This is a genomic window from Collimonas fungivorans (assembly GCF_001584145.1).
Taxonomy (GTDB): domain Bacteria; phylum Pseudomonadota; class Gammaproteobacteria; order Burkholderiales; family Burkholderiaceae_D; genus Collimonas; species Collimonas fungivorans.
Genome location: NZ_CP013232.1, coordinates 5,475,840 through 5,500,051 on the forward strand (window position 1 = coordinate 5,475,840; position 24,212 = coordinate 5,500,051).

The 24,212-nt window shown below is 57.2% G+C and carries 29 protein-coding genes; 18 read left to right on the forward strand and 11 right to left on the reverse strand.

The window, feature by feature from the left end; translation table 11 throughout:
- Positions 1-47: 47 nt before the first annotated feature.
- From hrpD5 to CFter6_RS24180, 15 genes are all read left to right on the forward strand, one after another.
- Positions 48-1,061, forward strand: coding sequence for an HrpD5 family protein (hrpD5, locus tag CFter6_RS24145; protein WP_150118860.1), 1,014 nt, complete (start codon positions 48-50; stop codon positions 1,059-1,061).
- Between the two features lie 10 nt (positions 1,062-1,071).
- Complete coding sequence (locus CFter6_RS24150; protein ID WP_041742774.1) at positions 1,072-1,317, forward strand: hypothetical protein; 246 nt, start codon at positions 1,072-1,074, stop codon at positions 1,315-1,317.
- A 158-nt stretch (positions 1,318-1,475) separates the two neighbouring features.
- Positions 1,476-1,625 (forward strand): hypothetical protein, encoded by a 150-nt coding sequence (locus CFter6_RS26115; RefSeq protein WP_014008324.1) that lies wholly within the window; start codon positions 1,476-1,478, stop codon positions 1,623-1,625.
- A gap of 82 nt (positions 1,626-1,707) precedes the next feature.
- Entirely contained in the window at positions 1,708-1,857 is a 150-nt protein-coding gene (locus tag CFter6_RS26120) for a hypothetical protein (RefSeq protein ID WP_167351437.1), read from the forward strand.
- Positions 1,858-1,941: 84 nt separating this feature from the next.
- Entirely contained in the window at positions 1,942-2,091 is a 150-nt protein-coding gene (locus tag CFter6_RS26125) for a hypothetical protein (RefSeq protein WP_167351437.1), read from the forward strand.
- Positions 2,092-2,173: 82 nt separating this feature from the next.
- Positions 2,174-2,323 carry a hypothetical protein gene (locus tag CFter6_RS26130; protein WP_167351437.1) on the forward strand — a complete coding sequence of 50 codons (150 nt, stop codon included), beginning with the start codon at positions 2,174-2,176 and terminating at the stop codon, positions 2,321-2,323.
- A gap of 88 nt (positions 2,324-2,411) precedes the next feature.
- Positions 2,412-2,564, forward strand: coding sequence for a hypothetical protein (locus CFter6_RS26135; protein ID WP_167351438.1), 153 nt, complete (start codon positions 2,412-2,414; stop codon positions 2,562-2,564).
- A gap of 76 nt (positions 2,565-2,640) precedes the next feature.
- On the forward strand, positions 2,641-2,787 hold the full coding sequence (locus CFter6_RS26140; protein ID WP_167351439.1) for a hypothetical protein: 147 nt from the start codon (positions 2,641-2,643) through the stop codon (positions 2,785-2,787).
- 111 nt (positions 2,788-2,898) lie between these two features.
- A complete protein-coding gene (locus tag CFter6_RS24155) occupies positions 2,899-3,354 on the forward strand; it encodes a CesT family type III secretion system chaperone (RefSeq protein WP_061542055.1) in 456 nt (151 codons plus the stop codon).
- Between the two features lie 165 nt (positions 3,355-3,519).
- The gene (locus tag CFter6_RS24160; protein WP_061542056.1) at positions 3,520-4,911 is read left to right on the forward strand and encodes a hypothetical protein; all 1,392 of its coding nucleotides are present in this window, start codon (positions 3,520-3,522) and stop codon (positions 4,909-4,911) included.
- Positions 4,912-5,165: 254 nt separating this feature from the next.
- On the forward strand, positions 5,166-6,080 hold the full coding sequence (locus CFter6_RS24165) for a LysR family transcriptional regulator (protein WP_061542057.1): 915 nt from the start codon (positions 5,166-5,168) through the stop codon (positions 6,078-6,080).
- Between the two features lie 231 nt (positions 6,081-6,311).
- Positions 6,312-7,625 (forward strand): MFS transporter, encoded by a 1,314-nt coding sequence (locus CFter6_RS24170; protein ID WP_061542058.1) that lies wholly within the window; start codon positions 6,312-6,314, stop codon positions 7,623-7,625.
- Between the two features lie 100 nt (positions 7,626-7,725).
- Positions 7,726-8,712, forward strand: a complete 987-nt coding sequence (locus CFter6_RS24175) for a M14 family metallopeptidase (RefSeq protein ID WP_061542059.1) — start codon at positions 7,726-7,728, stop codon at positions 8,710-8,712.
- Positions 8,713-8,728: 16 nt separating this feature from the next.
- Positions 8,729-9,196 carry an ABC transporter substrate-binding protein gene (locus CFter6_RS26645; protein WP_082814969.1) on the forward strand — a complete coding sequence of 156 codons (468 nt, stop codon included), beginning with the start codon at positions 8,729-8,731 and terminating at the stop codon, positions 9,194-9,196.
- Positions 9,114-9,953: an ABC transporter substrate-binding protein gene (locus CFter6_RS24180; RefSeq protein ID WP_061542060.1), complete on the forward strand. Its 840-nt coding sequence runs from the start codon at positions 9,114-9,116 to the stop codon at positions 9,951-9,953. The genes CFter6_RS26645 and CFter6_RS24180 overlap by 83 nt, the downstream gene beginning before the upstream one ends.
- Positions 9,954-10,057: 104 nt before the next feature.
- Here CFter6_RS24180 and CFter6_RS27020 read toward each other — a convergent pair whose 3' ends face one another.
- From CFter6_RS27020 to CFter6_RS24195, 4 genes are all read right to left on the reverse strand, one after another.
- Positions 10,058-10,504 carry a VirK family protein gene (locus tag CFter6_RS27020; protein WP_082814970.1) on the reverse strand — a complete coding sequence of 149 codons (447 nt, stop codon included), beginning with the start codon at positions 10,502-10,504 and terminating at the stop codon, positions 10,058-10,060.
- Entirely contained in the window at positions 10,501-11,403 is a 903-nt protein-coding gene (locus tag CFter6_RS24185) for a substrate-binding domain-containing protein (protein WP_167351440.1), read from the reverse strand. Before CFter6_RS24185 ends, CFter6_RS27020 begins: the two co-directional genes overlap by 4 nt.
- A 355-nt stretch (positions 11,404-11,758) precedes the next feature.
- Positions 11,759-13,165: a hypothetical protein gene (locus tag CFter6_RS24190; RefSeq protein WP_061542062.1), complete on the reverse strand. Its 1,407-nt coding sequence runs from the start codon at positions 13,163-13,165 to the stop codon at positions 11,759-11,761.
- Between the two features lie 974 nt (positions 13,166-14,139).
- Positions 14,140-14,613, reverse strand: a complete 474-nt coding sequence (locus CFter6_RS24195) for a hypothetical protein (protein WP_061542063.1) — start codon at positions 14,611-14,613, stop codon at positions 14,140-14,142.
- Positions 14,614-14,895: 282 nt separating this feature from the next.
- Between CFter6_RS24195 and CFter6_RS25850 the strand changes: the two genes are divergently transcribed.
- Positions 14,896-15,093: a hypothetical protein gene (locus CFter6_RS25850; RefSeq protein ID WP_150118861.1), complete on the forward strand. Its 198-nt coding sequence runs from the start codon at positions 14,896-14,898 to the stop codon at positions 15,091-15,093.
- 50 nt (positions 15,094-15,143) lie between these two features.
- Here CFter6_RS25850 and CFter6_RS24200 read toward each other — a convergent pair whose 3' ends face one another.
- The 4 genes from CFter6_RS24200 to CFter6_RS24215 all read right to left on the reverse strand — a co-directional run bounded on the left by CFter6_RS24200 (position 15,144) and on the right by CFter6_RS24215 (position 18,799).
- On the reverse strand, positions 15,144-16,613 hold the full coding sequence (locus CFter6_RS24200) for a DNA-3-methyladenine glycosylase 2 family protein (RefSeq protein WP_061542064.1): 1,470 nt from the start codon (positions 16,611-16,613) through the stop codon (positions 15,144-15,146).
- 130 nt (positions 16,614-16,743) lie between these two features.
- Positions 16,744-17,103 carry a hypothetical protein gene (locus CFter6_RS24205; RefSeq protein WP_014008336.1) on the reverse strand — a complete coding sequence of 120 codons (360 nt, stop codon included), beginning with the start codon at positions 17,101-17,103 and terminating at the stop codon, positions 16,744-16,746.
- An 84-nt stretch (positions 17,104-17,187) separates the two neighbouring features.
- A complete protein-coding gene (locus CFter6_RS24210; protein WP_061542065.1) occupies positions 17,188-18,057 on the reverse strand; it encodes a class I SAM-dependent methyltransferase in 870 nt (289 codons plus the stop codon).
- Positions 18,058-18,169: 112 nt separating this feature from the next.
- The gene (locus CFter6_RS24215) at positions 18,170-18,799 is read right to left on the reverse strand and encodes a response regulator (protein ID WP_061542066.1); all 630 of its coding nucleotides are present in this window, start codon (positions 18,797-18,799) and stop codon (positions 18,170-18,172) included.
- Between the two features lie 248 nt (positions 18,800-19,047).
- On the opposite strand from CFter6_RS24215, the gene CFter6_RS24220 reads away from it, so the two are divergent.
- On the forward strand, positions 19,048-19,746 hold the full coding sequence (locus CFter6_RS24220) for a response regulator (protein ID WP_061542067.1): 699 nt from the start codon (positions 19,048-19,050) through the stop codon (positions 19,744-19,746).
- Positions 19,747-19,752: 6 nt separating this feature from the next.
- On the opposite strand, the gene CFter6_RS24225 is transcribed toward CFter6_RS24220, so the two are convergent.
- Both CFter6_RS24225 and CFter6_RS24230 read right to left on the reverse strand, forming a co-directional pair.
- Positions 19,753-20,094: an L-rhamnose mutarotase gene (locus CFter6_RS24225; RefSeq protein WP_061542068.1), complete on the reverse strand. Its 342-nt coding sequence runs from the start codon at positions 20,092-20,094 to the stop codon at positions 19,753-19,755.
- Positions 20,095-20,108: 14 nt separating this feature from the next.
- Positions 20,109-20,873 (reverse strand): SDR family oxidoreductase, encoded by a 765-nt coding sequence (locus CFter6_RS24230; RefSeq protein WP_061542069.1) that lies wholly within the window; start codon positions 20,871-20,873, stop codon positions 20,109-20,111.
- 227 nt (positions 20,874-21,100) lie between these two features.
- On the opposite strand from CFter6_RS24230, the gene CFter6_RS24235 reads away from it, so the two are divergent.
- Complete coding sequence (locus CFter6_RS24235; RefSeq protein ID WP_061542070.1) at positions 21,101-21,895, forward strand: FadR/GntR family transcriptional regulator; 795 nt, start codon at positions 21,101-21,103, stop codon at positions 21,893-21,895.
- Between the two features lie 3 nt (positions 21,896-21,898).
- Here CFter6_RS24235 and CFter6_RS24240 read toward each other — a convergent pair whose 3' ends face one another.
- A complete protein-coding gene (locus CFter6_RS24240) occupies positions 21,899-23,941 on the reverse strand; it encodes a primosomal protein N' (protein WP_061542071.1) in 2,043 nt (680 codons plus the stop codon).
- Positions 23,942-24,212: the final 271 nt, after the last annotated feature.

Here is a 24,212-nt window from a genome sequence, read left to right on the forward strand (position 1 = left end):
GCAGCCAGATCGATCCCGATTCAACAGCCGAACAAGAGAGTTAGTCCATGAATAAACAGATTCGCGTATTGACTGGTCATCACTCCGGAGCAGTGATCAATCTGGCCATTGGCGATACCACGGTCGGCTGCGACGCCGAGTCTGAAATTCAAATCTCCGACTGGGACGCGCCGGCCATGTTGCTTACGCTGGATGAACAAGGCAAGGTGGCGACAGGCATATTGAATGGCAACGAGCAGCAGGTTCGACTTGAAGATTTCGAACCTCGCAGCTTCAGCGATATTGTTCTATGTGCAGGACCTGCAGACGAACCATGGCCGTCCGACATCAGCTTGCTGCGCTTGGTGTGTACTCGGCAAACCGATCAGAAAGCCGTTTCGGAAAATTCTCCTGACCAGGCGCCGGCAGCTCGGCATCCAGTCAAGGCCGTCCCCGTCTGGGCGCGCCACGCCACCATCAGCTGGCTGGTTTTGGCTTCGTCGCTGCTGGCGGCCGTGACAGCCACCGCAATGATCGTGCCCGGCGCGAATCCGCTGCGGAGCGGCGTTCTGCCGCCACCGCAAGCATCGCTGGAAAGACTGAAACTGGCTGTCGCGCACCTGAACCAGGACGGCCTGACCATTAGCGAGCAAGACGGCGTGCTTAACGTCAGCGGCATCGTCCAGCAGGAAGCTGCCGCAGCCAAGGTCTATCAGGCGGCGCATGCCGTCGCATCAGGGCATTTGAAGTGGAACGTCAGGGCGGCGGACGAAGTGGTGCGCGATCTCAAGGAATCACTGCGCACCCCCGACGTGAATGTGCAATACAAGGGCGGCGGCGTCTTTGCAGTGACAGGAACCGTATTGCACCCTGAGGCCGTCCACAAAGTTGTAGAACAATTTCGCGCCGATCTGGGGCCGCTGGTCAAACAGGTCGATGTCAATGTCATGCGTGCCGACGAAATCGCGACTGCCAAGGATATCGGTTCCGCGCTGGCAGTCGACGGCCTGCAATATTTCGCGTCAAGCGACGGCACGAAAAGCTTCGTTTCGCCGCAACGCGCTTCGCTCCGCTTCCAATGAGGTAATTGCAATGTACGAATATATGACAGAACCGCTGATCAAAACTTTAAACGCGCTACCTAAGTTAGCCGGCGATCCAGCCCATTCCTCCGAATTGAATGCGGTCGCTCAGGCGCTGGAACAGATGGCGCTCAGCGCCGCCGAGGCCAACCGGGCCAGCGCAGATCCGAGCGAGCGTCAGACCGGCGGCGTAATCGTGGATGGATTGAGAGCGGCGGCCGAATTATGCCGCAATGCAGTAGAACAGCTTGCGTAATGCTGATCAGTCTTCAGTGCCATGCGGCTGCATTACATGGCATCGACCCAGTTTTGTGTAACGCCCATACGGGAATTGCACATTTTAACCGGGCTCCTTACGGAGTCCATCTAGCCCGCTTCGAGATCGAAGCATGTTTTTCATCAAGGAGAATCAAAATGGCAGGAGCAATCGCAGGTCTGGACACAGGTGCACAAATCGCTGAAATCGAAGCAGCAGCGGCAGCAGAAAACGCCATCAACCTGGCTAACACCTTGGCCAAGGTCCATACCATGGGCCTGAAGGCTGCAAAAGACATCGTCGGCTAATCAACGTAGCAAGCGGCCGACGCCTTCAAGGCATCGACCAAGTTCTTTTTAATCTACACCACTTTCATCAAGGAGAATCAAAATGGCAGGAGCAATCACAGGTCTGGACACAGGTGCACAAATCGCTGAAATCGAAGCAGCAGCGGCAGCAGAAAACGCCATCAACCTGGCCAACACCTTGGCCAAGGTCCATACCATGGGCCTGAAGGCTGCAAAAGACATCGTCGGCTAATCAGCGTAGCAAGCGGCCGACGCCTTCAAGGCGTCGACCAAGCTCTTTTTTTAATCTACACCACTTTCATCAAGGAGAATCAAAATGGCAGGAGCAATCACAGGTCTGGACACAGGCGCACAAATCGCTGAAATCGAAGCAGCAGCGGCAGCAGAAAACGCCATCAACCTGGCCAACACCTTGGCCAAGGTCCATACCATGGGCCTGAAGGCTGCAAAAGACATCGTCGGCTAATCAGCGTAGCAAGCGGCCGACGCCTTCAAGGCGTCGACCAAGTTCTTTTTAATCTACACCACTTTCATCAAGGAGAATCAAAATGGCAGGAGCAATCACAGGTCTGGACACAGGTGCACAAATCGCTGAAATCGAAGCAGCAGCGGCAGCAGAAAACGCCATCAACCTGGCCAACACCTTGGCCAAGGTCCATACCATGGGCCTGAAGGCTGCAAAAGACATCGTCGGCTAATCAGCGTAGCAAGCGGTCGGCCGGCACTCGTCGGAGTGTCGACCAGCCTCTTTTTCAATCTGCACCGCCTCTCTCAAGGAGCATCAAAGTGAAAAAATCAGTCCTTCCAGGTATACATGCAAGTGCGCAAATCGCTGAAATTGAAGCGGCAGCCTGCGCAGAAAACGCCATCAACCTGGCTAACACTCTAGCTAAAGTTCACACGATGGGTCTGAAGGCCGCCAAAGATGTCGTCGGCTAATTTTCAGGCACGGCCGATTTTCTTCGACATGTCGGCCATTTTTTTAAATGCAAAGCTCTAATCCGAGGGCGCCCCAATGTCTGCCATCGCCGGTCTGAATACAGATAAACAAATGGATATCATCGAAGCTGCGGCTGCGGCGGAGAACGCCATTGATCTGGCCAATACTTTGGCCAAAGTCCATACGATGGGCTTTAAAGCCGCCAAAGATATCGTTGGCTGACGGCCAGCTGCCTGCTTGCTGCTGTTCCGGATACCTGCCAATTTTCCTTGACGACATGCCATTTCGTATTTTGTCGAGCCCTCAATCTCCAATTTCTCTTGGTGTAAATTCATGAGCATCAAACGCCGCGACGAATTGATTCGAGATCTGTGTGCGATTCGGCAAATTGCCGACGTCGATGGGGCAGTAAATTCAGGCTTGCTCGAAATTGACGGCTTCGAAGTGGCAATCGATTATTTCGATGACGACCCCAAAGCCATCTACGCCAATTTTCAATTGGGCATCGTCACGGCCGGCCGTACGCTGCGTATCTTCAGATTGCTGCTGGAAGCCAACCTTGCGGTCTATGCGCAAGACCAGGCGCAGCTTGGACTCGAGGTAGATACCGGCGGCATCGTGCTGATCAGTCGCATTGCCTTGGACGATGAAATTGATGGGAAATGGCTGGTCGACCTCATCGATCACTATCTTGAGCATGGCCGTTACTGGCGCGACAACATGTTCCAGGCGCGGGACGACATGTTCGAAAATATCGCCTCTGGCGAATATGTCTGGATTCGTGCCTGACGGCCCCATTTCGCATCGCGCTTGCTAGCCGTTGTCGTTTCCTGATAGCCCGTTGTCATCCTGTTGTCATCTGCTTCGCTATTTTCCGACTAAATTCGCCGCCGGCCTCTCAACAGCCGGCTTCCGGCCGCGAGAATGTAATGTCATCACATCATGGAGTAAAAAATGGAAGTCACCAGAAGCGCCCCCCCAACATCCCAGCATATCGATACCGAAGCAGCTGCAGAACAGCAAACCGCCAACGCTGCACGCCGCAGCGGCAGCAGATCGCCAACCCGGGAATCGCTGCCTGGACTGGACTCGCTTTCCGGCAGCGGAAAGAAGGTAGCGAGCAGCAACCTTTTCGGCAGCAAAGGAAGCAGCTCACTACCGGCCCCGGCAACTGAACAAGCGCCCCGAAAGAACGGCAACTATAAAGGCGGCGTCAGCACTGCCGCGCTTGCAGCACATCTGCAGAACGCATTTACCAACGTATCTCAGCTCGATGCCAAGATGGATGAAATGGTAGTCAAGGGCAAATTTACGGTCAAAGAAGCAGATACGGTCAAAGTGAAAGATACGCTCGACCTGGTGAAATACGTTAAGGGCCAGGTGCAGACATGGTTGAAAAAGCCGGGGACCGAAGCTGCGCTCCATACGCAGGCAACCCAAAGTTTCACTCATAAAATCGGCAAAGAAGATTTATTCCCCGGATGCATTCTGGTGCGTAAGGAAAGCATTCCGGAATCGAAGGCGCACGCGTTTTCCCTGGGACTGCAAATGGTGCCCAACCTGAATGGCATCGAGGACAACCAAGGCGACGATAACTGTTTTCACATCATGATGTGGGCGCACGATCAGCATAATCCGGTCAAGACGGAGCTGGATGGGAAAGGCGAGGCGGAACAACTGGAAGCGCGTGGCGGACTCGGTACGTCGAACACCATGCGTGTGCAGGCGTCCTCGATACAGGAAGGCCAATACTGGGTCTACAAACCCACCGACAGGAATGTGGGCGACTGGGCGGCCCAGGCGGGTCAAATGTGGCAGGACGTCCCTTATAGCAAAACCATCCTGGGCACTTCGATGAAACCGGGCGACAAATTTACAAAATTTACCGATGCGGCCCAGAAGGATATCCTGCGGGTGGCGTCGGATCCCTTCACCCATGCGCCGCCGCAGGCGCAGCCCTCGGATGGCGTTCATTTCCTGTCCATGACCCCGAAAGAACGTACCCCGGGAGAAATTTGCTCTAGCGTTGCCGTACGCTTGTATCAGGCGGCGCATGCCCAGATTGCGCTGGCCAACCAAGTGGAAAAAAACCAGGAATTGCCGACCGACGACGAAGCAGAGGCAATGCTGGAAAAAATCGTTTCCGAATTCACCGGATTGATGGCCAATAACGCGGAAGGCGTTTCTCCCAAGAGCGTCGAGCATTTCTGCAAAGTCGGCAAGACGGCGGAAGGCGAACCACAATTTAATTTCCTTGGCGTATTGACGGTAGACGCCAAGGACGTCTTGTACCCGGAGGCCAGGTACGACTCTGAGAACAACAGGATTCCCGCAGCGCCGCGCTAATTGCGTCATCGCGATCTGGTCTGGCAGCCAGCCGCTTTTACGGCTAAGTTGTCCTGCCGGATCGCTGGTGCAATGCCTTGTTTTTAGCCTGCCATGCATTTTGTCCCCGCTCAAAACCTGCGCGCTGGTAGCCCCACGCCGATATCGGCTCCTGTATCATCTGGATGCAGGACCGGAGCCAACTTACCGCATGCCGAAGCGGATCGTTAGCCGAGCCAGGCCAGTCGGACTACTCGATTAACCAGAGGATAAAAATGCAACTAGCATGGCTGGAGGATTTCGTCGAATTGGCTCGGACACGCAATTTTTCCCGAGCGGCAGAAAATCGTTTTGTCACGTCTCCAGCCTTCGGCCGCCGCATTCGCGCACTGGAAGAATGGGTCGGCGCACCGCTGGCGGAACGCAAACAGCCGGTTTCCCTGACTCCAGCCGGCATGTTGTTTCTGGACGCGGCAACCCATTCGCTGGATGTCTTGCATGCAGCGCGCGCCCAGTTGCAAAACCCTGCGCCGCATGCGGAAGAGACGCTGAGAATTGCAACAGGCCGGACGCTGGCGAAAACATTTTTTCCTGACTGGTGTGAATCCATCAACCGCCGTTTCGGTCCATTCCTGGTGTCTCTCAGCACCGGCGGCGCTCAGGAGGGGATCATGCGCTTGTCGTCCGGCGATGTCGATTTGCTGTTGAGTTACGGCAGCCCATCCACCCGGCTGCTGATCGACCCCAATCTCTATGAATCCATCTTGCTAGATCACGAAACGTTATTGCCCGTCAGTGCGCCAAATGCAAAAGGACGCCCTCAATTCCGCATCTCTCCCACCGGCGATACGCCAATTCCCTGGTTGGCTTATTCTCCAACGCTGACCCTGCGCAGCGTGCTGTCCCAGCACCTGGCGGGCCTGACGCACAAATTGCCGCTGCACATGGTCTGCCAGGCCGATTCTTACGAAGCGATCCTGGAAATGGCCAAGCGTGGCGCCGGCTTGACCTGGTTGCCGCAGAGGCTGGTGCAGGATGAATTGAAGCTGGGCCACCTGGCGGTCGCTGGCGACGCCGGCATGCGCGTCAGCTTCGATATTTCGCTGTACCGCTCGCGCCGCAACAGCAATGCGCGGGTGGATGCGATCTGGCAGGGTCTATCGTCGGCCACAAAACAAGTACGAAAATGACATCGCTTTCATGATGCTCGGGGCCGAATATCGGGCCGCACTTCGCACCGTGCATTGCACTCCTTACGTGCATCACGGCACCAAATAAGTCCTTTTTGAGCTGTACCCAGCACCGGTTGCGTGCACGCCAAACCGGCTACGCCGAATGAGCAGCGATCGCTGCCGAAATAGCAATGAGCGCAAAAAACATCGCCCTACACTTCTTGCTCATTACTATTCCGGAGATATCTCATGTCAGCTCAGTTTCATTCCCCCGACCTAGGCGCAATGCCGGTCGCAAGGCGTAATCCCTGGAAGGAAATCTGTGCCGCCAGCATCGGCAACGCGCTGGAATTTTACGATTTGCTGATCTACGGATATTTCGCAATTGTAATCGGCAAACTGTTTTTCCCCAGCGCGGACGAAACCACATCTTTGCTGCTCAGCGTCGGTACATTCGGCATTTCCTTCGTCATGCGCCCGCTCGGCGCGGTTATCCTGGGTTCGTATGCCGACCGCGCCGGACGCAAGGCATCGCTGACACTTTCGATTCTTTTCATGATGGCAGGCACGGCGATGATTGCTTTCGCACCGACCTATTCCCAGATCGGCATCATGTCACCGCTGATCGTCATCGCTGCCCGCATGCTGCAAGGTTTTTCAACCGGCGGCGAGTTCGGTGCGGCTACCGCTTTCATGGTTGAACATGCGGACGCCAGGCGGCGCGGTTTCTTCGCCAGCTGGCAATTGTCGACACAAGGGCTGGCCACGGTGCTTGCCGCCGGCGTCAGCGCACTTCTTAGCTATGTATTGACGGAAAGCCAGTTGAATGATTGGGGCTGGCGGGTAGCTTTTTGCGTTGGCTTGCTGATAGGACCAGTCGGCCTGTATATTCGCAGCCAGATCGACGAAACGCCGGAATTCAAGAAACTTGCCGCCGCCAAGCAGGAGAAATCTCCGCTGAAAACGGTACTGGTCAATGATCGCTTGAATCTGTTGCTGGGTATCGGCGTGGTTGCCGGAGCGACTGCTTTCAACTACGTCCACAAAGTGTACATGCCGACTTACGCATTGAAGCAATTGCATATTACAGCGACGTCTTCATTTCTCGGCGCCATGGTGACAGGTTTCGTTCTGATGGTGACGGCGCCGATGTTCGGCACACTGTCGGACCGTCACGGACGATTCAAGGTACTGTCAATTGCGATGATGATGATCGGCGCCACCTCATATCCGCTATTCCTGATGTTGACCACCTGGCCAACCGTGACGACCCTGATCATCGTGCAGGCGATAGTCGGGCTGTTGCTCGCGGCATGCCTTGGACCGATACCGGCAATGCTGTCGGACATTTTTCCGACTAGCACCCGCGGCACCGGATTAGCCCTTAGCTACAATTTTTCAGTGACCATATTCGGCGGCTTTTCGCCTCTGATCGTTACCTGGATGATTGCTTTCACCAATAACAAGATGGCGCCCAGTTTTTATGTAATGACAACCGGCTTGATCAGCATTGTCGCGGTACTTGCACTGGGCCGCCGGATGGCGCTTCGCAAGCCATTTTAAACCCTGGTTGTTGTCACGGCTCATCTGTCACCACGCATTCACATTATTTCTGCCGGATCGTCATGCGCGTCCGGCATTTTTTTCAAGCAGGAGCGGAATCATGAATACCTTGGAACAAATACGCGCCATGTTGCAAGCCTATCCAATGGAGGTGGCGTTTCCCGACATCCGCAGATGGCGGCGCGGAACAGCCGGCGTGGACTATGTACATGCATTTGACAGCGGCGTCCCCGGTCCGCATGTGATGATCATGGCGCTGACGCATGGCAATGAAGTCAGCGGCGCGATCGCGGTCGACCAGTTGCTACGGGCCGAACTGCGCCCGCTTAAAGGTCGCATCACACTTGGTTTTGCGAATGTAGAGGCCTATCATCGCTTCGATCGCAACAACCCGGACGCGACGCGTTTCATCGATGAAGACTTGAATCGCGTCTGGTCGGCATCCCGCCTCGACAGCGGCGACGATACAGTGGAATTGCGCCGCGCGCGGGAATTGCGTCCAATTGTCGAAAGTGTCGATTTTTTACTGGATCTGCATTCGATGCACGAGGAAGCACCGCCATTATTGCTAAGCGGACCGTTGCAAAAAGGCATCCGCTTTGCCGCGGAAATCGGTGCGCCGGAACATGTGATCGTCGATGCCGGCCACGCGAACGGAAGACGGATGCGCGACTACGGCGGCTTTGGCGACGCAGCCAGTCCGAAGAATGCATTGCTGATCGAGAGCGGACAGCATTTTTCGCTGCGGAGCCGGGACGTCGCGCTAGACGCTGCGTCACGCTTCCTGCTCAAGACAGGGGTTGTCGCGGCAACTCAGTTGAATAGTTTTTTGACGCAAGACAAAACCTTAAGCCAGCAGTTTTTCGAGGTAACCCAGCCGATAGTCGCGGACACGACCGGTTTTGAATTTACTCAAGATTTCCGCGGACTGGAGTTGATCGAGCGCGCCGGCACTGTCATCGCACGTGACGGCGACCGGGAGATTTTCACGCCTTACGACAACTGCGTCATCATCATGCCGTCGCTGCGCCATCTGGCGCCTGGCGTAACGGTAATGCGCCTGGCCAAGGTGCTTGACGATAAATAGCCGGCGGTGGGGAAAAATGCAAGATTACCCCCCCTTGCTCGGCAAGATCGAAAATCCATCCATATATTCAATCCAAGAACTTAAAATGCCATTTAGACATATGCTTATCAGGTTAGTTGTATTCGTGGCAGTGTCGCATTTATTCTTTTCGGCGCATGCCGGCGAACAGACCGATATCGTCCTTGGTCAATCTGCTCCTTTAAGCGGGAGCTTCAGTGAAATGGGAGAAACCTATCGAGACGGCGCGCAAATCTACTTCGAAAAAATCAACAGGGAAGGCGGCGTAAACGGCCGGCGCATCCGTTTAATCACGCTGGATGACGGCTACGATGCCAAACGCGCTCAAGTCAACACCAAAGAATTGATCGAGCAGCATCAGGCTGCTGGCACTATTCGGCCACATGTTCACCAATACAGTCTTCGCTTCGCTGCCGCTGGCCACTGCTGCCGGCGTACCGTATGTCGGGCCGTACGCCGGCAATGAGACGCTGTACGCAGGTCCGGTCAATCACATCCTGTTCATGACGCGCGCCAGCTATTCTACTGAACTGGACGCTTTGCTGCGCCATGTACAGGCGATGGGATTAACGCGAGTGGCGCTGGCACGCTACGATAGCCCCGGCGGCGCCATTTTGCAAAAAGACCTGGAAGAAAAATTGAAGGCAATCAAGCTAGCGCCGGTCGGTGTCGCGACGATGCAGCTCAATTCGATGCAACCGGCCGATGTCGTGCTCAAGATAATCAAGATGCACCCGCAAGCGATCCTGCTGGGCGTCTCCGGTGACGATGCCGTTGCCTTCGTACGGCAATTCAATCAGTCTGCCGATAAGTTTCCGGTCCAGTTTCTCGCGCGCAGTCTTATCGGCGGACATCAGCTGGTTGTAAAACTTGGCAGCGAAAGCAGGGGCATCGTGATATCGCAAGTAGCGCCGTCGCCGTTCAATGGCGAGACCCACATCGCCCGTGAATATCAGGCTGCATTGAAAGCTGCGAATGCGGCCGGGCGTAAATTGGTGGCGAGCTATATCGGCTTTGACGGCTATATCGCAGCGAAAGTGATGGTGGAGGGTTTAAGGCGCGCCGGGCCGAATCCCGGCAGGCCGGCATTGGCCAAGGCGCTGGAAACGATGCATCACTGGGATGCCGGCGATTTCATCGTGGATTACGATGAAAACAACCATACAGGTTCGAAATTCGTCACGGTTACGGTAATCGGCGCGGGCGGTCATTACATCGAATGACTCGGAAGGGGTTGTATGATCGCCCCGGCCTAGGCGCCCCCGTCTAGGCCCGACGAGATAATGCTTGCCTCCTGACTGAACGGCATTACCGCAGGAGACGCGGTTCAGGGAGTTTCTTTGGTGAAAACTTCATTCATGAAGAACCTGATGCCCTGGTTTATCGTACATCCGTAGCTGATTTGCTCAGCCTTGCGGGTACATGACGGCAACGAAAACACATCCATCGTAAACATCGCGGTTTTATCCGGTTTGACCTGATAGCGCAGGAACTGCCCGATAGACTGGCCGCTACCGTCACCCGTCGCATGGTCGGCGGAGAAACTGAGGGTGCTGTCCGCAACAATCCGGCATACCTCAATCTTGAGGCTGCCGAGGACTTTGCCAGGCGATATGGCGCCTGCGGCAGGAATGCATTTGGCAAGCCCGGAATTGCGATAAGCGGATTGCGAAACATGCGAGTCTCCTCTAGTGATAAAAACGGATGAATCCTGATGCAGCTCGAAACCACGACTTACGGCAATCCAGCGGCTGTTGGCTAGACCTGCCGCTATTGCCCGGCCTTTATGCGCCGCAGGTTATTGATATAACTGGCGGCCGTCAGCGGCACGAATCCCGAAAAACGCGCGTAGCGGTCGCCGTTCTCGAACAGATAGCTGGCGAATGCCGTAACTTCAGGCTTGGCTAATGCCGGTTGGGCGATGTACACGTACAGCAGCCGGGTCAATGACCCATAGGCTTCCGACAATACCGAGCTTGCATCTGGTATTACCGCCCCTTTTCCGAAATTGATCGGCACCGGACGGACATTGCCCTTGCGCTCGACCAACGCGCCAAGAGAGACGAAGCCAATGGCGTTGACATCTTCCGATACCGCATCGATGATCTTGCCATGGTCGCTGAATATCGTGGTGTCGCCCCGCAAGAAGCCTCGCATGGCATTCACGCGCTCAGTGAAGAACATGGTGGTCCCCGACTTGGTATCGGGCGATACTATTTTCAGCGGCGCATCGCTATAGGCCATTCTCACCTGGTTCCAGTGAGTCACTTTGCCGTAAGACTCGGGGTGGAAAATCGATTTCAACTCTGCCATCGTCAAGTCATTGGTCCAATTGTTCGCCTTGTTGACGATCACCGCGACGGCGTCGTAAGCGACTGGCAACTCAAGATACGAAATTTTTTTATCCGCGCACGCTTTGGCTTGATCGGCCTGTATCTTGTTCGATGCCGGCACGATATCCGCTGCGCCTTTGCAAAGGTCCTTGAAACCGACACTGGTTCCCTTGAATTCGGCCTTGATATCGCTTTTACTGCCGCGCTGATATTGGGTAACGGCAGTGGTGATCAGATTTTCTTCCGTATCGGAGCCGGAAATGCGCACGTCGGCTTGCGCCAGTGTCGACATCAGTCCAAAAACGGAAAACAGCATAGCGCTGGCAGAGCGGAGATACATGCTGCGAATTTTCATCTTGCTTACTTTCGTATTATTGATATTTTCACGAAGCCATTATTTTTTCCGCATGCGTCAGTCCCGCCCAGGCCTCGTCTAGGAAAAGAGAAAACGCGGATGCAACGGCGCCTCGGTGAGCTCTGCCTGTATGGCTTCTGCCGGCAGGCAACGCAGCGGCGCCATGCCGTTGCATGAACATGTCAGTATGCAGCGACAGGTGCAGAAAGCTATCGGGAAAGGTAGGTTTTTCGGTAGGGTTTTTCCTACGATCTCTGCGGCTTATTTGAGCTGCACTAATCACCTCGAGATCGATGCTCAATCGCCATCGTCAAATGAGATAACCGGATACTCGCCGCCGTCACTCCTGGGTCTGCGTCCGGGTCGCAAGTTGCAGCGTTTGTTGTTTTTGGTCTCGCGCCTGGTCCAATTCGGCGCCGAGGTCGTAAGAATGGGCCTTGGTATAGTCTTTCGCCGCATTCCAGACGTAATCGTTGATCGTGCTTTGCCCGAACTGCTGCAACAGGTTGGCGCTGGATTTATACGATTCCCCGGGCAGCGGACCCGGTGCGCCGCTGCGCAGAAATTGCGCCAGAAGCGGGCCGGTCCCGGCTTGCACAACACTCGAAGTCGTACTGGCAAGCATGACCCGGCATACATCTATGGTCTGGCCGACACGGCTGGCCCAGGTCTGTTTTGGGCCCAAAGTCTGTTTGACTAGTGCACCGGCTTCAACCAGGGTTCCGCCCACGAAATGCGGCAAGCGTGCAATATCGCTCCAGCCTGCTGCAGGAATGTCGGGGTTCTTGACTTTGACGGAATAAAGATTAACGCGTTGCTTTCCACCTAACAGGTTATCGACCTCGGTTTGTGCAAGGTGCGGAGTCGCCTTGGCCATGGCTATCAAAAATTTACTCAAGGCGCCGGCACTTGAGGAAGTTAGAAGAGTTCCGCCAAAAACCGGCAGTGGCTTTGTCAATGCGCTCGCGCTCGATACCACTCGGCGCAGCACATTCGCGGTACCCATCATTCCTGGCTGAAACCACGTTACCAGCCCCTTCCCATCCAGAGCGCCTTGCTTCATCGACAATAAATTGCGGGTAGCCGTGGCTTCGTGCTTCAACGCCAGATGCGAGATGTTTTGCCCGGCCCCCAGGCTATTCTCCGCACCCTCGGAAGGAGCGCTTAAACCGCCGCCGGCCGCTGCCGGACGCCAGTATTCCTTTACGCCATCTTTCACACTTAGGCGCACCGTTCCTGGAACAGGTATCAGCGCCTTCAGATCTACCGCCGCCAGCGCTGGGAAATTGGAGATTTTGGCGCGACGATCCATGGCCTGTATCAACCAGCTGTCCACGGCGTAAGCCGTCAGGCCGCTCGCCGCACCGCCCAGCAGGGCGGGCCCGATATCATTACCAAGCTCGCCGACCAGTTTTCCATTCTGAAGGCGCTGCCTGGTAGCCGTAACAATGGTGTTGCGCAGGGGAGAGCGTGACGTTCCCACGATGAATTGACGCGCGCCTTCATATAATGCCGCCAAGAGAGCGGAATGCAATGGCGTCGACATGTCTTGCCGCATTGAATAGCCATGTCCGCCAAAGGCTTTCTGGCGCGCGGTCAGGACTTTCCCTGCCCAGGTGACGTACTCTTTTTCAAGCCCCACTTGCTGGGTAAGGGATTCTGGCGAAAGGTGAGCCGGCCAGCGTAGTTCCTTAAGTTCATCGTTGACCTGCTGTTCCGGCAACAATTCCGGTATATCGATTACCACGTCCCCTCGGACCGGACGAGCCGGCCGGCCGGCATTGCCATGATCGGTGCGGCTATGTCCAGGCCGGCTCCGAAGATGAGATGCCGAAGCAGATCTGTCGTCAATCTGAATTTCCGATGAGGCAGGTAAACGACGCCTGCCGACGTTAATCGGAAGCGACTCGGTTCGTTCGCCGCTGCGAATCGCCGCACTGTACTGAAATGGCGGAAATACGCCGGAACCGGACGCCGTCGCCGATTTACGGCCGGCCGCAGACGATTCCGGCATGTCTCCGCCGACCGCCGCCCGAGGCGGCAACCGTAGGGATGCAGATCCGCCCACTGAAGAATCTCTTGAGTGCGAACCACCAAAAATCATCCTCGAGTCAATGCTCCACTGCTTGGAGTCAGAACGCTCTCCAGCCCTTAGCAGGGATTCATGGTCGCCATGGCCTGGCGGCCCCGACTCATGCCGTTCCTCATGTCGGGGCGTGACATTTTCCGGAGTCGCCTGCGCCGATTGTTCTTCCCGCCGAAACGATACACCTGGATGCCGGGGCAATCCGATCGTTGACGCGGAACGTCTTACTTCGCCGCTATCGACTGATGGTGTATTGGTGAATCGCGAGGAATGGAAACGCCTCTCTTGCGGCGGCATTGCCGTACGTGGCAATGTGTTAGTTAAAGTTGTTGCCGGAGTTTGCGCCGCGTCGGCTACGCTGGCGCCGGCCTCAGGATCTACTGGCGAATGATGTACGGCCTGTAGCGACGCAAGATCCAATTCACGCGAAGACGCATCCATCGATCGCATCCGCCTCCTGCCGGAAGACTCGGCCAGAGCCTGAAGCGGCCCGCCGCCCGGTTCCATCCGCTGCGAAGCGGAACGGGGATTTGACACGGCAGGCCGGTCGTCCTCCGGCGTCGATATTGAAAGATCGTGCGGCAACCCCGTTACGGGGCGTACTGGAACCGGAGAAGTCACGTTGGTCCTTTCGACTATGGGTTTGGTTTGGCGCTGTCCAATAATTGCTGTACTGCCATTGCTCCAACCGCATTCATCAGATCGAGCGTTTTTACGATTTCATCGACTTCGTCGATCCAGGCAATCGAGCTGAGTTGCAGCAGGCCCTCGGCGGAAACTCCCAGATACCAGCCGAACTCGGTGAGAAGCTTTCGTTGAATTTCCAGCAGTTGTCCAACTTCCGGCCCCATCAGCTCATTGGCGGAGAGCGGTAATGCGACTTCCGGAAAGACGGAGCATTGAGCGTCAAGCAAATGCAGCCGGCAGTCGAAACCCGATGGTCCGGAGAATGCCTTCGGCGCAATCAATTCTGTATATCTCGACGCCGGGATGCCGAGCAGCACGGCAATCTGGATCAGGAAATTTTTTTGTTCTTCCGTGACCGTTTGCTTCTTGATTGAAGAATCCAGCGATGTACCGGCGGAAGAGGAATGCGATAATTTATTCATGGCAGACGGTCTCGATAGGAAGTGAGTCGCTGCATGTTAGGAACCGGGCAGACCGTCGGGCTGAAAAAAAGCGAAACCAGCCGTCCAACTGCGAAGTAGCTACGGAATTTTATGCTTTAACGGATTCGTATTTTCTCCATTAAATCCTGGAGTGCAATATTCGCAATGATCGAGGTGTTTCATCCACGGCGCCGCCAACTTCAGCGATAGCGCGATGCTTTACAGCAACGTTGTAGAATGCTCTCAAAGATTTGCTACAGCGTTAACTCAATAGGAGAAAAAATGAAAACAATCGGTGCATTGGTAATTCTTTTTAGCGTATTCGCCTGTTCAAAAGAAGAAACGCCAAAACCTGTTGTCGTTGCGCCCGATGCTGGAGCTTCAGCATCTGCAACTACGATTGAAAGCAAGGATATTCAAGCGGCGAGAAAAGAAGCCTTAGAGGCACTCGGCGCTGCCGGCAAGGCCAGTAAGCCGTAAAGGCGGATACCTCACGAACTTGAATGGCAACGCATCAAGCGGACGCAAACTCAGACAAGCGACGACCAAAGATGCTGTGCCGCATAAGCGCGCCATGGCCGCCAGGCTTCCGCCCGGAGCGTCAGTTCCTTTGCGTTCGGCCTGACGCCTTCATGAACCGCAATCGCATGCATCAGGGCCACATCGGCCGCCGGAAACGCATCGGGCTCGCGTAAATGGCGAAGCGCCATGTACTGCGCGGTCCAGTCGCCGATGCCCGGCAATGCGAGCAATTTCAATACCGCTTGTTCCAGGCTGGCGCAGGTATCCAGCAATTGCGGGTCGGCCACCAGCGCCGCCGCTATCGCCGACAAGGTGGCGGCGCGTGCTCTCGGCATGCCCAGCGGCGCCAGGTCAGCAGCTGCCACGACGGCGGCTTGCGGGAAGACATGGGTCAGCCCCGGCCGGTCTGCGCAAGGATCGCTGAGCGCTTCGCCATGCTGCGCCACCAGCTTGCCGGCCAGCCTGATGGCGCCGACCACGGTGATCTGCTGGCCCAGCACCGCGCGCATCGCCTGTTCGAAACCGTCCCAGCAGCCCGGTATCCGCAGACCGGGCCGGGCAGCAGTGAGCCTGGCCATCAAGGGGTCAGCCGACAACTGGCGGCTGATGATTTCAGGATCGGCTGCCAGGTCGAACATCCGGCGCAGACGGGCGATGATGGCTGACAACGACGACAGCCGCGGGAAGCGGATGGTGGCTTGCAGGGCATGGCCCTCGCCCTGCTGTACGACAATGGTTCCATGCGTGCCGTCGAGGCAGATGCTCCGGTAATAACAGCCGTCGGCCACCCGTTCCACGCCGGCAATCGCGCGCGGGCTCAGGAACGCCAGCATGGCCGGCCAGTCGTAGGGCGGGCGGTAACGCAGCAACAGCGTTACCCCCGCTTGCGCCGATTGTTCCGGCTGGCTGCCATGGCGTAATGCGCTGGGCGGGCGCTGGAACAGGTTTTGGAACACTTCGTTGAAACGGCGGATGCTGCCAAACCCGGCGGCGAAAGCGATTTCGGTAATCGGCATGCGGGTTTCATGGATCAGTTGCTGGGCCAGCAGCACCCGGCGCGTCTGCGCCACGGCAACCGGCGACGCTCCCAGATGCTGAGCGAACAGGCGGCGCAATTGCCGTTCGCCCACGCCCAGCCGCACGACCAGAGCGTCCATGCCATTGTCGTCCAGCGCTCCCATTTCTATCAGCGCCAGTGCGCGCGTCACGGTATTGGATATGCCGGTGTTGGCAACTCCGCGCCAGGCGCTGGAATCGGGCGCAGCTTCCGGGCGGCAGCGCAGGCATGGACGAAAACCCGCTTCCTGTGCAGCGGCGGCGGTGGGAAAAAACAAGACGTTTTCGGATTTGGCGGTACGCGCGGGGCAAATCGGACGGCAATAGATGCCGGTGGTTTTGACGCCGATGAAAAAACGCCCGTCAAAGCGTACGTCGCGGCTGGCCAGCGCCCGGTAGCAGGTGTCGTGATCGAGTTCCATTGAACCATGATCGCGCCGATATTTACCAATGTCTAGCGGTTTTCGGACATCAACATGATAGCGATCAAAACCGGAATGAATGAGGCCTGGGCGCCGTTTCCCGCGCCCCGAGGCCTGGCAGGATGGGAACCTACTTGCCGTTCAGCGCGGACCACGAGCGCGGACCGCCGTCGCCGTAGCGTTCGTCAAAGCGTTGCAATACGGCTTCGCGCACCGGCTCCGACAAGCTTGGATATTTGTCGCCCTGCTCGATCGCGGCGTATTCTTCACCGGCCTTCGCAGGATCTGCGGGAATATGGAATTTAACGATGAAATCCTGCTGCCACTGCTCGGTAACCTTGAGGACGAGTGCTGCGCGCGCAGCAGGATTCAGGACACCGAACTCGCCGACGCCGGCCGTGATGTGCTGCACGGTCTCGGTCAGCCCCTCTTCGGTCGGCGGCGCCTTGGTGAACTCTTTAACGGCATGTGAACTACTCGTCTTACTCATGTCACTCTCCTCGGGTTAAGTGGTGCGATGGTGGACGGCCCGCTTGCGGCAGGCGGATGCTGCAAAATGATTGGGATGAATCTCCTAGGCTGCGGTAAAAAAACGTTCTTGCATTTCTTCCAGCCCCAGGGTGTGCAGGACTTCTTGCAGGCGTTCGGTCGGCCGCTTGCGCGGCAGGTCTTTGTAGCTGGCGATGATCAGTTCATTCTTCATCGAGTGCTCCCAGCCCACCAGTTCGGTGACGCTGACCTGGTAGCCATGCGCTTCCAGCTGCAGGCAGCGCAGCACGTTGGTGACCTGGCTGCCGAATTCGCGCGTGTGCAGCGGGTGGCGCCAGATTTCGGTCAGCGCCTCTTTCGCCAGCGATTTACCCTTGTTCTTTTTCAGCACGGAGGCCACTTCCGCCTGGCAGCAAGGCACAAGCACCATGAAACGCGCTTGTTTCTTCAAGCCGAATTCAATTGCATCGTCAGTCGCGGTATTACACGCATGCAAGGCTGTAACGACATCGATACGGCCTGGCAGCAAAGCCGATCCTATCGATTCCGCCACCGACAAATTGAGGAAGGACATGCCTGAAAACTCCAGGCGCTGCGCCAGTTCCTGCGATTTCCTGACCAGCTCTTCGCGGGTTTCAATGCCGAAGATATGCGAGTCGTCGGTCAATCCCTTGAAAAACAGGTCGTACAGGATGAATCCAAGATAGGATTTGCCGGCGCCATGGTCGACCAGCTGCACCCCACCCTGTTCCTGCTGGATTTCCTGCAGCAGCGGCTCGATGAATTGATATAAATGATATACCTGCTTGAGCTTGCGGCGGCTGTCCTGGTTCAATTTCCCGTCGCGCGTCAGGATATGTAACTCTTTGAGCAACTCTATCGACTGGCCGGGGCGGATTTCGTGCTTGGACGCTTGCGGGTTGGAGGAATTGGATTCTTGCTTGATACCGTTCATGGAACTTGCTTTCTGTCGGCCAGACTTACCGGCTATGCCATCAAGTATAACGGCTTCGGCAGCATGGGGGTTTCCAATGCGCTCCAATGCGCCCCGATCCACCCAAAAAAAGTCAGAACGGCTGGCCGATACGGCCCATCGTGCAGGAATACCTGCCCAGCTCGATGTCGTTGCGCAATCCCATTTTTCTCATCGCCGAGGCTTTTTGCAAACCCACGGTCTTGACGCTCTTGTTGAGCCGGTCGGCAATTTCCCGCAGGCTGTTGCCGACCACGTACATCTTCAGCACTTCCGCTTCGCGCCTGGTCGGCAGCCTGCCGCTCGGACCTTTTTTCAGCAATCGCGACGCCGCCTTGCCAATATACGGCGCCGCATGCGTGCCCTCCAGCATGGCGCGGCCGAGCTCGCTTATCTCGTCGCTCTTGTGCACCAGCCCTTTCACGCCGCAATTGGTGATCTGGTACAGCACAGCGGGGATATCGATCATGGTCAGCACGATCAGTCCCAGCGACGGGTAATTGCTCTTCAGCTGCCGGAACAAGGCGCAGCCGCGGCCGATGCGATTGATCGGCAGGGAAAACTCCGTGATCAGCAGGTCGCATGGCATATCCAGCAAGCGCTCCGACAGTTCCGCTGTCGAAGACGCCGTCGCCACCACGGCAAAACCCGGCATCTGCTCGATGTACTGGCGCGTTCCTGAAATGATGGCTGGCTGGTCGTCAGCCAGAATAATCTTGGTCATGAAATTGCCTCCCCGCAATTGATGAATGAACGACGTCTCCCTAGGTTTCTACTTATCGTTATTGAATAGGAAGTATCGGGTTTGCACATTATTAAATATATAAGTAAATCTCTTAATTTCATAGTCCAATGAACAACTTAACAATAAAATAACTAGAATCGACCACGCTGCAATACGCTGCCGGAGAATTCCGAAATGTCCCGGGCCGGCTCCGATCCTGTCTGATATTTTTCGATGGAGTAATCAATGTGAAGATTGTTCTGGCGGACGATCACCCCGTGTTTACCGCAGGGGTGTGCAACTACCTCAACCACGTGCCGGATTGCCGCGTCGTGGCCTGCGTCACCAGCTCGGATGCGCTGGTCAGGTGCCTGGAATCGACACCCTGCGACCTGGTCATCACCGAGTTCTCGATGCCGATGGTGCGCGTCAGCGACGGCTTGCACCTGCTGTCATACATCCGGCGCCATCATCCGCAAACCTGGCTAGTGGTGCTTACCATGAATGCGCTGCCGCTGGTGCTGTACCAGATCGTCAACAGCGGCGTGAACGGCTTGCTGCACAAAAGCGATGAAATTCCCGAAATCGGCAAGACCATCCGCCACCTGGGCAACGATTCGCCGTACATGGGGCCGTCTTTCCAGGCCCTGCTGCAGAATGGCATAAACGGCCAGGCTAAAAACCGCATTCCGAGCCCGCGCGAAACCGAGGTGTTGCGCTTGTATGCGGCGGGCAACAGCCTGCGCGATATTGCCCAGCGCCTGAGCAAGAGCGTGAAAACGGTGAGCTTGCAAAAAGCTTCCGCGATGAAGAAGCTGGGCCTGGGCAACGATATCGAACTGGGCCGCTACTGCGCTGCGGTGAGCGGCGACATTGTCCAGCCGCCGGGATGCGGCGACTGGTTCCTTTCAAATAACGATACCGGTGACGACAGCGAGGAAACCTGAAGCGGTTCAGGGCTGCTGTTTCAGGTCAAAGATCTGCGCCATCGCCACCCATTTTTCTCCGGCCGGAGTCCATGGCGTAGCAGCCTGGAACTCCCACATCAGGGTTTCCCATTCCTGCACCTTGGGGTCGGTGCGCGCGGCGTTCGCCATGCGCTCCGGGCTGTAAACCGCATCGTCGGTTTCCATCAGCATCACCAGGCGCGTGCCGAGCCGATAGATTTGCATGCCGAGCACGCCATGCCTGCGCAGGTGGTCGGCGATCTCGGGCCAGATGCGGCGGTGCAGGGTTTCATAACGGCCGATCAGGCCGGGATCGTCCTTCAGGTCTAGCGCCAGGCAGTAACGCATATTGTCGAGACTCGCTAGTTAGACCAGCCGCCGTCGATCAAATGGATCGCGCCGGTGGTAAACGCCGATTCGTCCGAAGCGAGGTACAGCGCCAGCGCCGCGATTTCCTCGGTCTTGCCGATCCGCCCCAGCGGCTGGCGGGCGACAAACGCCGCCTCGATCTGGGCGATATCCACGTCTTGCTGGCGCGCCTGTTCGGCAATCCGCTGCCGCAGCGACGGCGATTCGACCGTGCCGGGACAGATTGCATTGCAGCGTATGCCTTTGGCGACAAAGTCCGCCGCAACTGCCTTGGTCAGGCCGATCACGGCTGCCTTGGTAGTGCCGTAGACAAAACGGTTGGGCACGCCTTTGACGCTGGAAGCAGCCGACGCCATGTTGATGATGGAGCCGCCGCCCTTGGCCAGCATGCCCGGCAACAGCGCGCGGATCAGGCGATACATGGAAGAGACGTTGATATCCCATGAGAAATCCCAATCCTGTTCGCTGCAATCGAGGATACTGCCGTGATGGACAAAACCGGCGCAATTGAACAGCACGTCGAAACTCTGTTCCGCCTGCGCCAGCGCCGATACCGCGGCGGCGTCGGTGACATCGAGCTGCACGGTCCGGATCGGATGGCCGGCAGCGTTTGCCGCGGCTGCCGTTTCCGCCAACGAAGCGGGGTTGATGTCGGCCGCCAGCACCTGCGCTCCTTCGCGCGCAAACACCAGGGCGCTGGTACGGCCGATGCCCTGGCCCGCGGCAGTCACCAGAATGCGCTTTCCTTGTAATCTCATGCGGCTGTCTCCGATTTTCTGGATTTACTTGGGTTAATATTTTATACTGAAAAGGTTTATTGGCTGGACCAATACTAGCACAGTAGAAATTCCGCGAACAATCGGCCCGGCGGCGCGGCAGCCCGTTCCCGTCATTTATTGACGGCTAGATAGGCGCCGGCGCCACCTGCTTTGGTTCGCAGCTAGCGCGCCGTGGCACAATATGAAAAATATCTTTCCTTACTGCCATGCCCATACAAGTTATACATAATCGCCGCCTGTATCAACAAATCGCCGACCAGCTGCGCGACATGATCGACCGCGGCGAATACGGACCCGGCGACAACCTGCCGCCCGAACGCGAACTGGCCAAACAATTCGGCGTCAGCCGCACGTCGGTGCGCGAGGCCCTGATCGCGTTGGAGGTGATCGGCGTCGTCAGCGTCCGCGTCGGCAACGGCGTGATGGTGTTGCCGCGTACCGAAGAGGAAACCGCACGCGACAACGGCAGCCAGGCACCGGCCTTGCAGCAGGCGGCGCATCGCAGCGGCTGGGAAATCGATCCGGAACTGGACCTGGAAATCAACCTTGGGCTGGATGACGAAATCCCGCCGTTCAAGCTGCTGCAGGCAAGACGCCTGGTGGAGCCGGAGACGGCGGCGCTGGCGGCGGTAAATGCCAGCGATGAGCAGTTGCGCAATATCGCCGAAGCGTATGCGCGCAATGTCGAAGATAACCGCAGCGGCTCGCACACCCATCCGGGCGACCGCCTGTTCCATATCCGCATCGCCGAGGCCAGCGGCAACCCGGCTTACCTGTTGCTGGTCAGCCACCTGCTGGGACGCAAGTACGGCATGATGTTCCAGCGCCTGCAGACGCTGTACAGCTCGAAAGACATGCCGAACCGTTCGGAGCATGAGCACCAGCTGATCATGGAAGCGCTGCAGGCGCGCGATGCGGTGGCGGCGCGGCGCGCGATGCGTGCGCACATGGATTCCGTGGTGCGGATCTTTTCCCGTTCGGTGCCGGAATCCAGGCACTGAAACTCAGATATCGACCGGATCCACTTCCAGCGACCATTTGGCGCGAGTCTTTATCTGCCGCAGCTGAGCCATCCAGTCAGTCAGGAAAGCCTGCAGCCCGGGGCGCGAGGGACATTCAATCAATAACTGCGCGCGGTCGACATTGGCGACCCGGGTCATGGTCATCGGGATCGGGTCGTGCATGGTGATGCCGTCGTGCTCGATACAGTTGGCGGCCTGCTGTAAAAATTCAATCGCGGTTTCCAGCTCCTTCGCCTCCGCCCTCAGCAAGGCCTGATAGATGTAGGGCGGCAGGCAGGCTTGCGCACGCTCCTCCAGCAGCGAAGTGGCAAAGCGGTCGTAGTCGTGGGCGATGACTGCCGCATACAGGGGATGCTGCGGATAACGCGTCTGGATCAGCACTTCGCTGGCGCTGCCGCCCTCTTTCTGCGCCGCGCGGCCGGCGCGCCCCGCCACCTGCATCAGTTGCGCAAACAGCCGCTCGCTGGCGCGGTAGTCGTGGGAAAACAGCGCCGTATCGGGATTCAGGATGCCGACCAGGGTCAGGTTCTTGAAATCATGGCCCTTGGCGACCATCTGGGTGCCGATCAGAATATCCACTTCGCCCCGGTGCACGCTGTCGAAAGCCGCTTGCGCACTGCCCTTGCGGCGGGTCGAGTCGGCATCGATGCGCAGCACCCGCGCCTCCGGGAACATCGCTTGCAATCCCTCTTCCAGCCGCTGCGTGCCGCGCCCCAGCGGCTGCAGGTCGACGTTGCCGCAGGTCGGGCAGGATTTCGGGATCCTCAGCTCCAGGCTGCAGTGGTGGCAGCGCAGCCGATGTTCGGGTTTGTGCAACACCATGAAGGAAGTACAGCGGGTGCAGTTGCTGACCCAGCCGCAGGCGTCGCAGGCAATCACCGGTGCGTAACCGCGCCGGTTCAGGAACAGCAAAGACTGTTCGCCCCGCTCCAGTCTTTGCTTGAGCGCGCTGACCAGGGTCGAGGTAAGTCCCTCGCTGGGCTTGTCGCGCTCCATGTCGATCCGGCGCACCAGCGGCAACACGGCGTCCTTGACCGCGCGCTCGCGCAGTTCGAGTTTCCTGTAGCGGCCGGACTGGGTGTGATGCCAGGTTTCCAGCGACGGCGTGGCGGAGCCCAGCACGATTGGAATCCCCAGCTGGTGGGCGCGCCACACGGCCAGGTCACGCGCCGAGTAACGCAAGCCTTCCTGCTGCTTGTAGGATGGGTCGTGCTCTTCGTCGATGACAATCAGCTTCAGGTGCGGCAGCGAAGCCAGCACCGCCAGCCGGGTGCCGAGAATGATGCGCGCCTGCCCCAGGTGCGCCGCCAGCCAGTGGCGCATGCGCTCGCCTTCCGCCAGGCCGCTGTGCAAGGTCGCCACCATCACGCCGGGGAAGCGGGCGCGGATGTTTCCTTCCAGCTGCGGCGTCAGGTTGATTTCCGGCACCAGGATCAGGATCTGCGACGGGTTTTCATCGCCGTTTTCGCTATGCGCCAGTATCTGCGCCGCGGCTTGCAGATAAACCTCGGTCTTGCCGCTGCCGGTGACGCCGTACAACAGCGTCGGCGCAAACCCCGTGGCGCCGGCAATGGCGTCGGCCGCCTGCTGCTGCGCCGGGTTCAGCTGCGCGACGTCGATCGGGGTCGCATCGTGTGCGGCGCCGTCTTGCCGCAATTTCTTCAAACCGCGGTCCAGCGCCACGGTGGTCAGCGCGCGCAGGTTTTTCGGCAGGCCGGGCAACGCCACTTCGCCCAGCGGCCGCTGGTAATAATCGGCGGCAAAACGACACAAGGCCAGCCATTGCGCCGATAGCGGCGGCAACTGGTGGCGCACCGCTTGCACATTTTTCAATTTTTCGGCGGGAACGTCGCTCTCGGTGCTGGTGCCGACAATCATGCCGACCACTTCGCGGCGGCCGAAAGAAAGCTGGACCAGCTGGCCGATTTGCGGCACGGCCTCGCTTTCGTCGCTGGCCTGCCAGCGATAATCGAAGCTGCTATCCAGGGGAGTATCGAGGACGATTTGGAGAATGCTTTGTTTCACGAACTTAATGTAATTCCCGAGGAAATAAGCTAACTATCGGTTTCATAAGTGCTTTTGAAAATATCCACAAGATCTGTGGATAACTTTGTGGACAAGGTTGCGTAAACAACGTGGAAGCGCCTGTTTACGGCATATCCAGGCTCTTGCCCAAACTAGTATCAATAAAAATACTATTTACAATCAAAGACTTAAGTTGAACATTCTGGACAGGCAAAAAAATTTCCGCTTTTAAAAAATCGCCTTGCGGAAACAAAATTATGTGCATAACTAA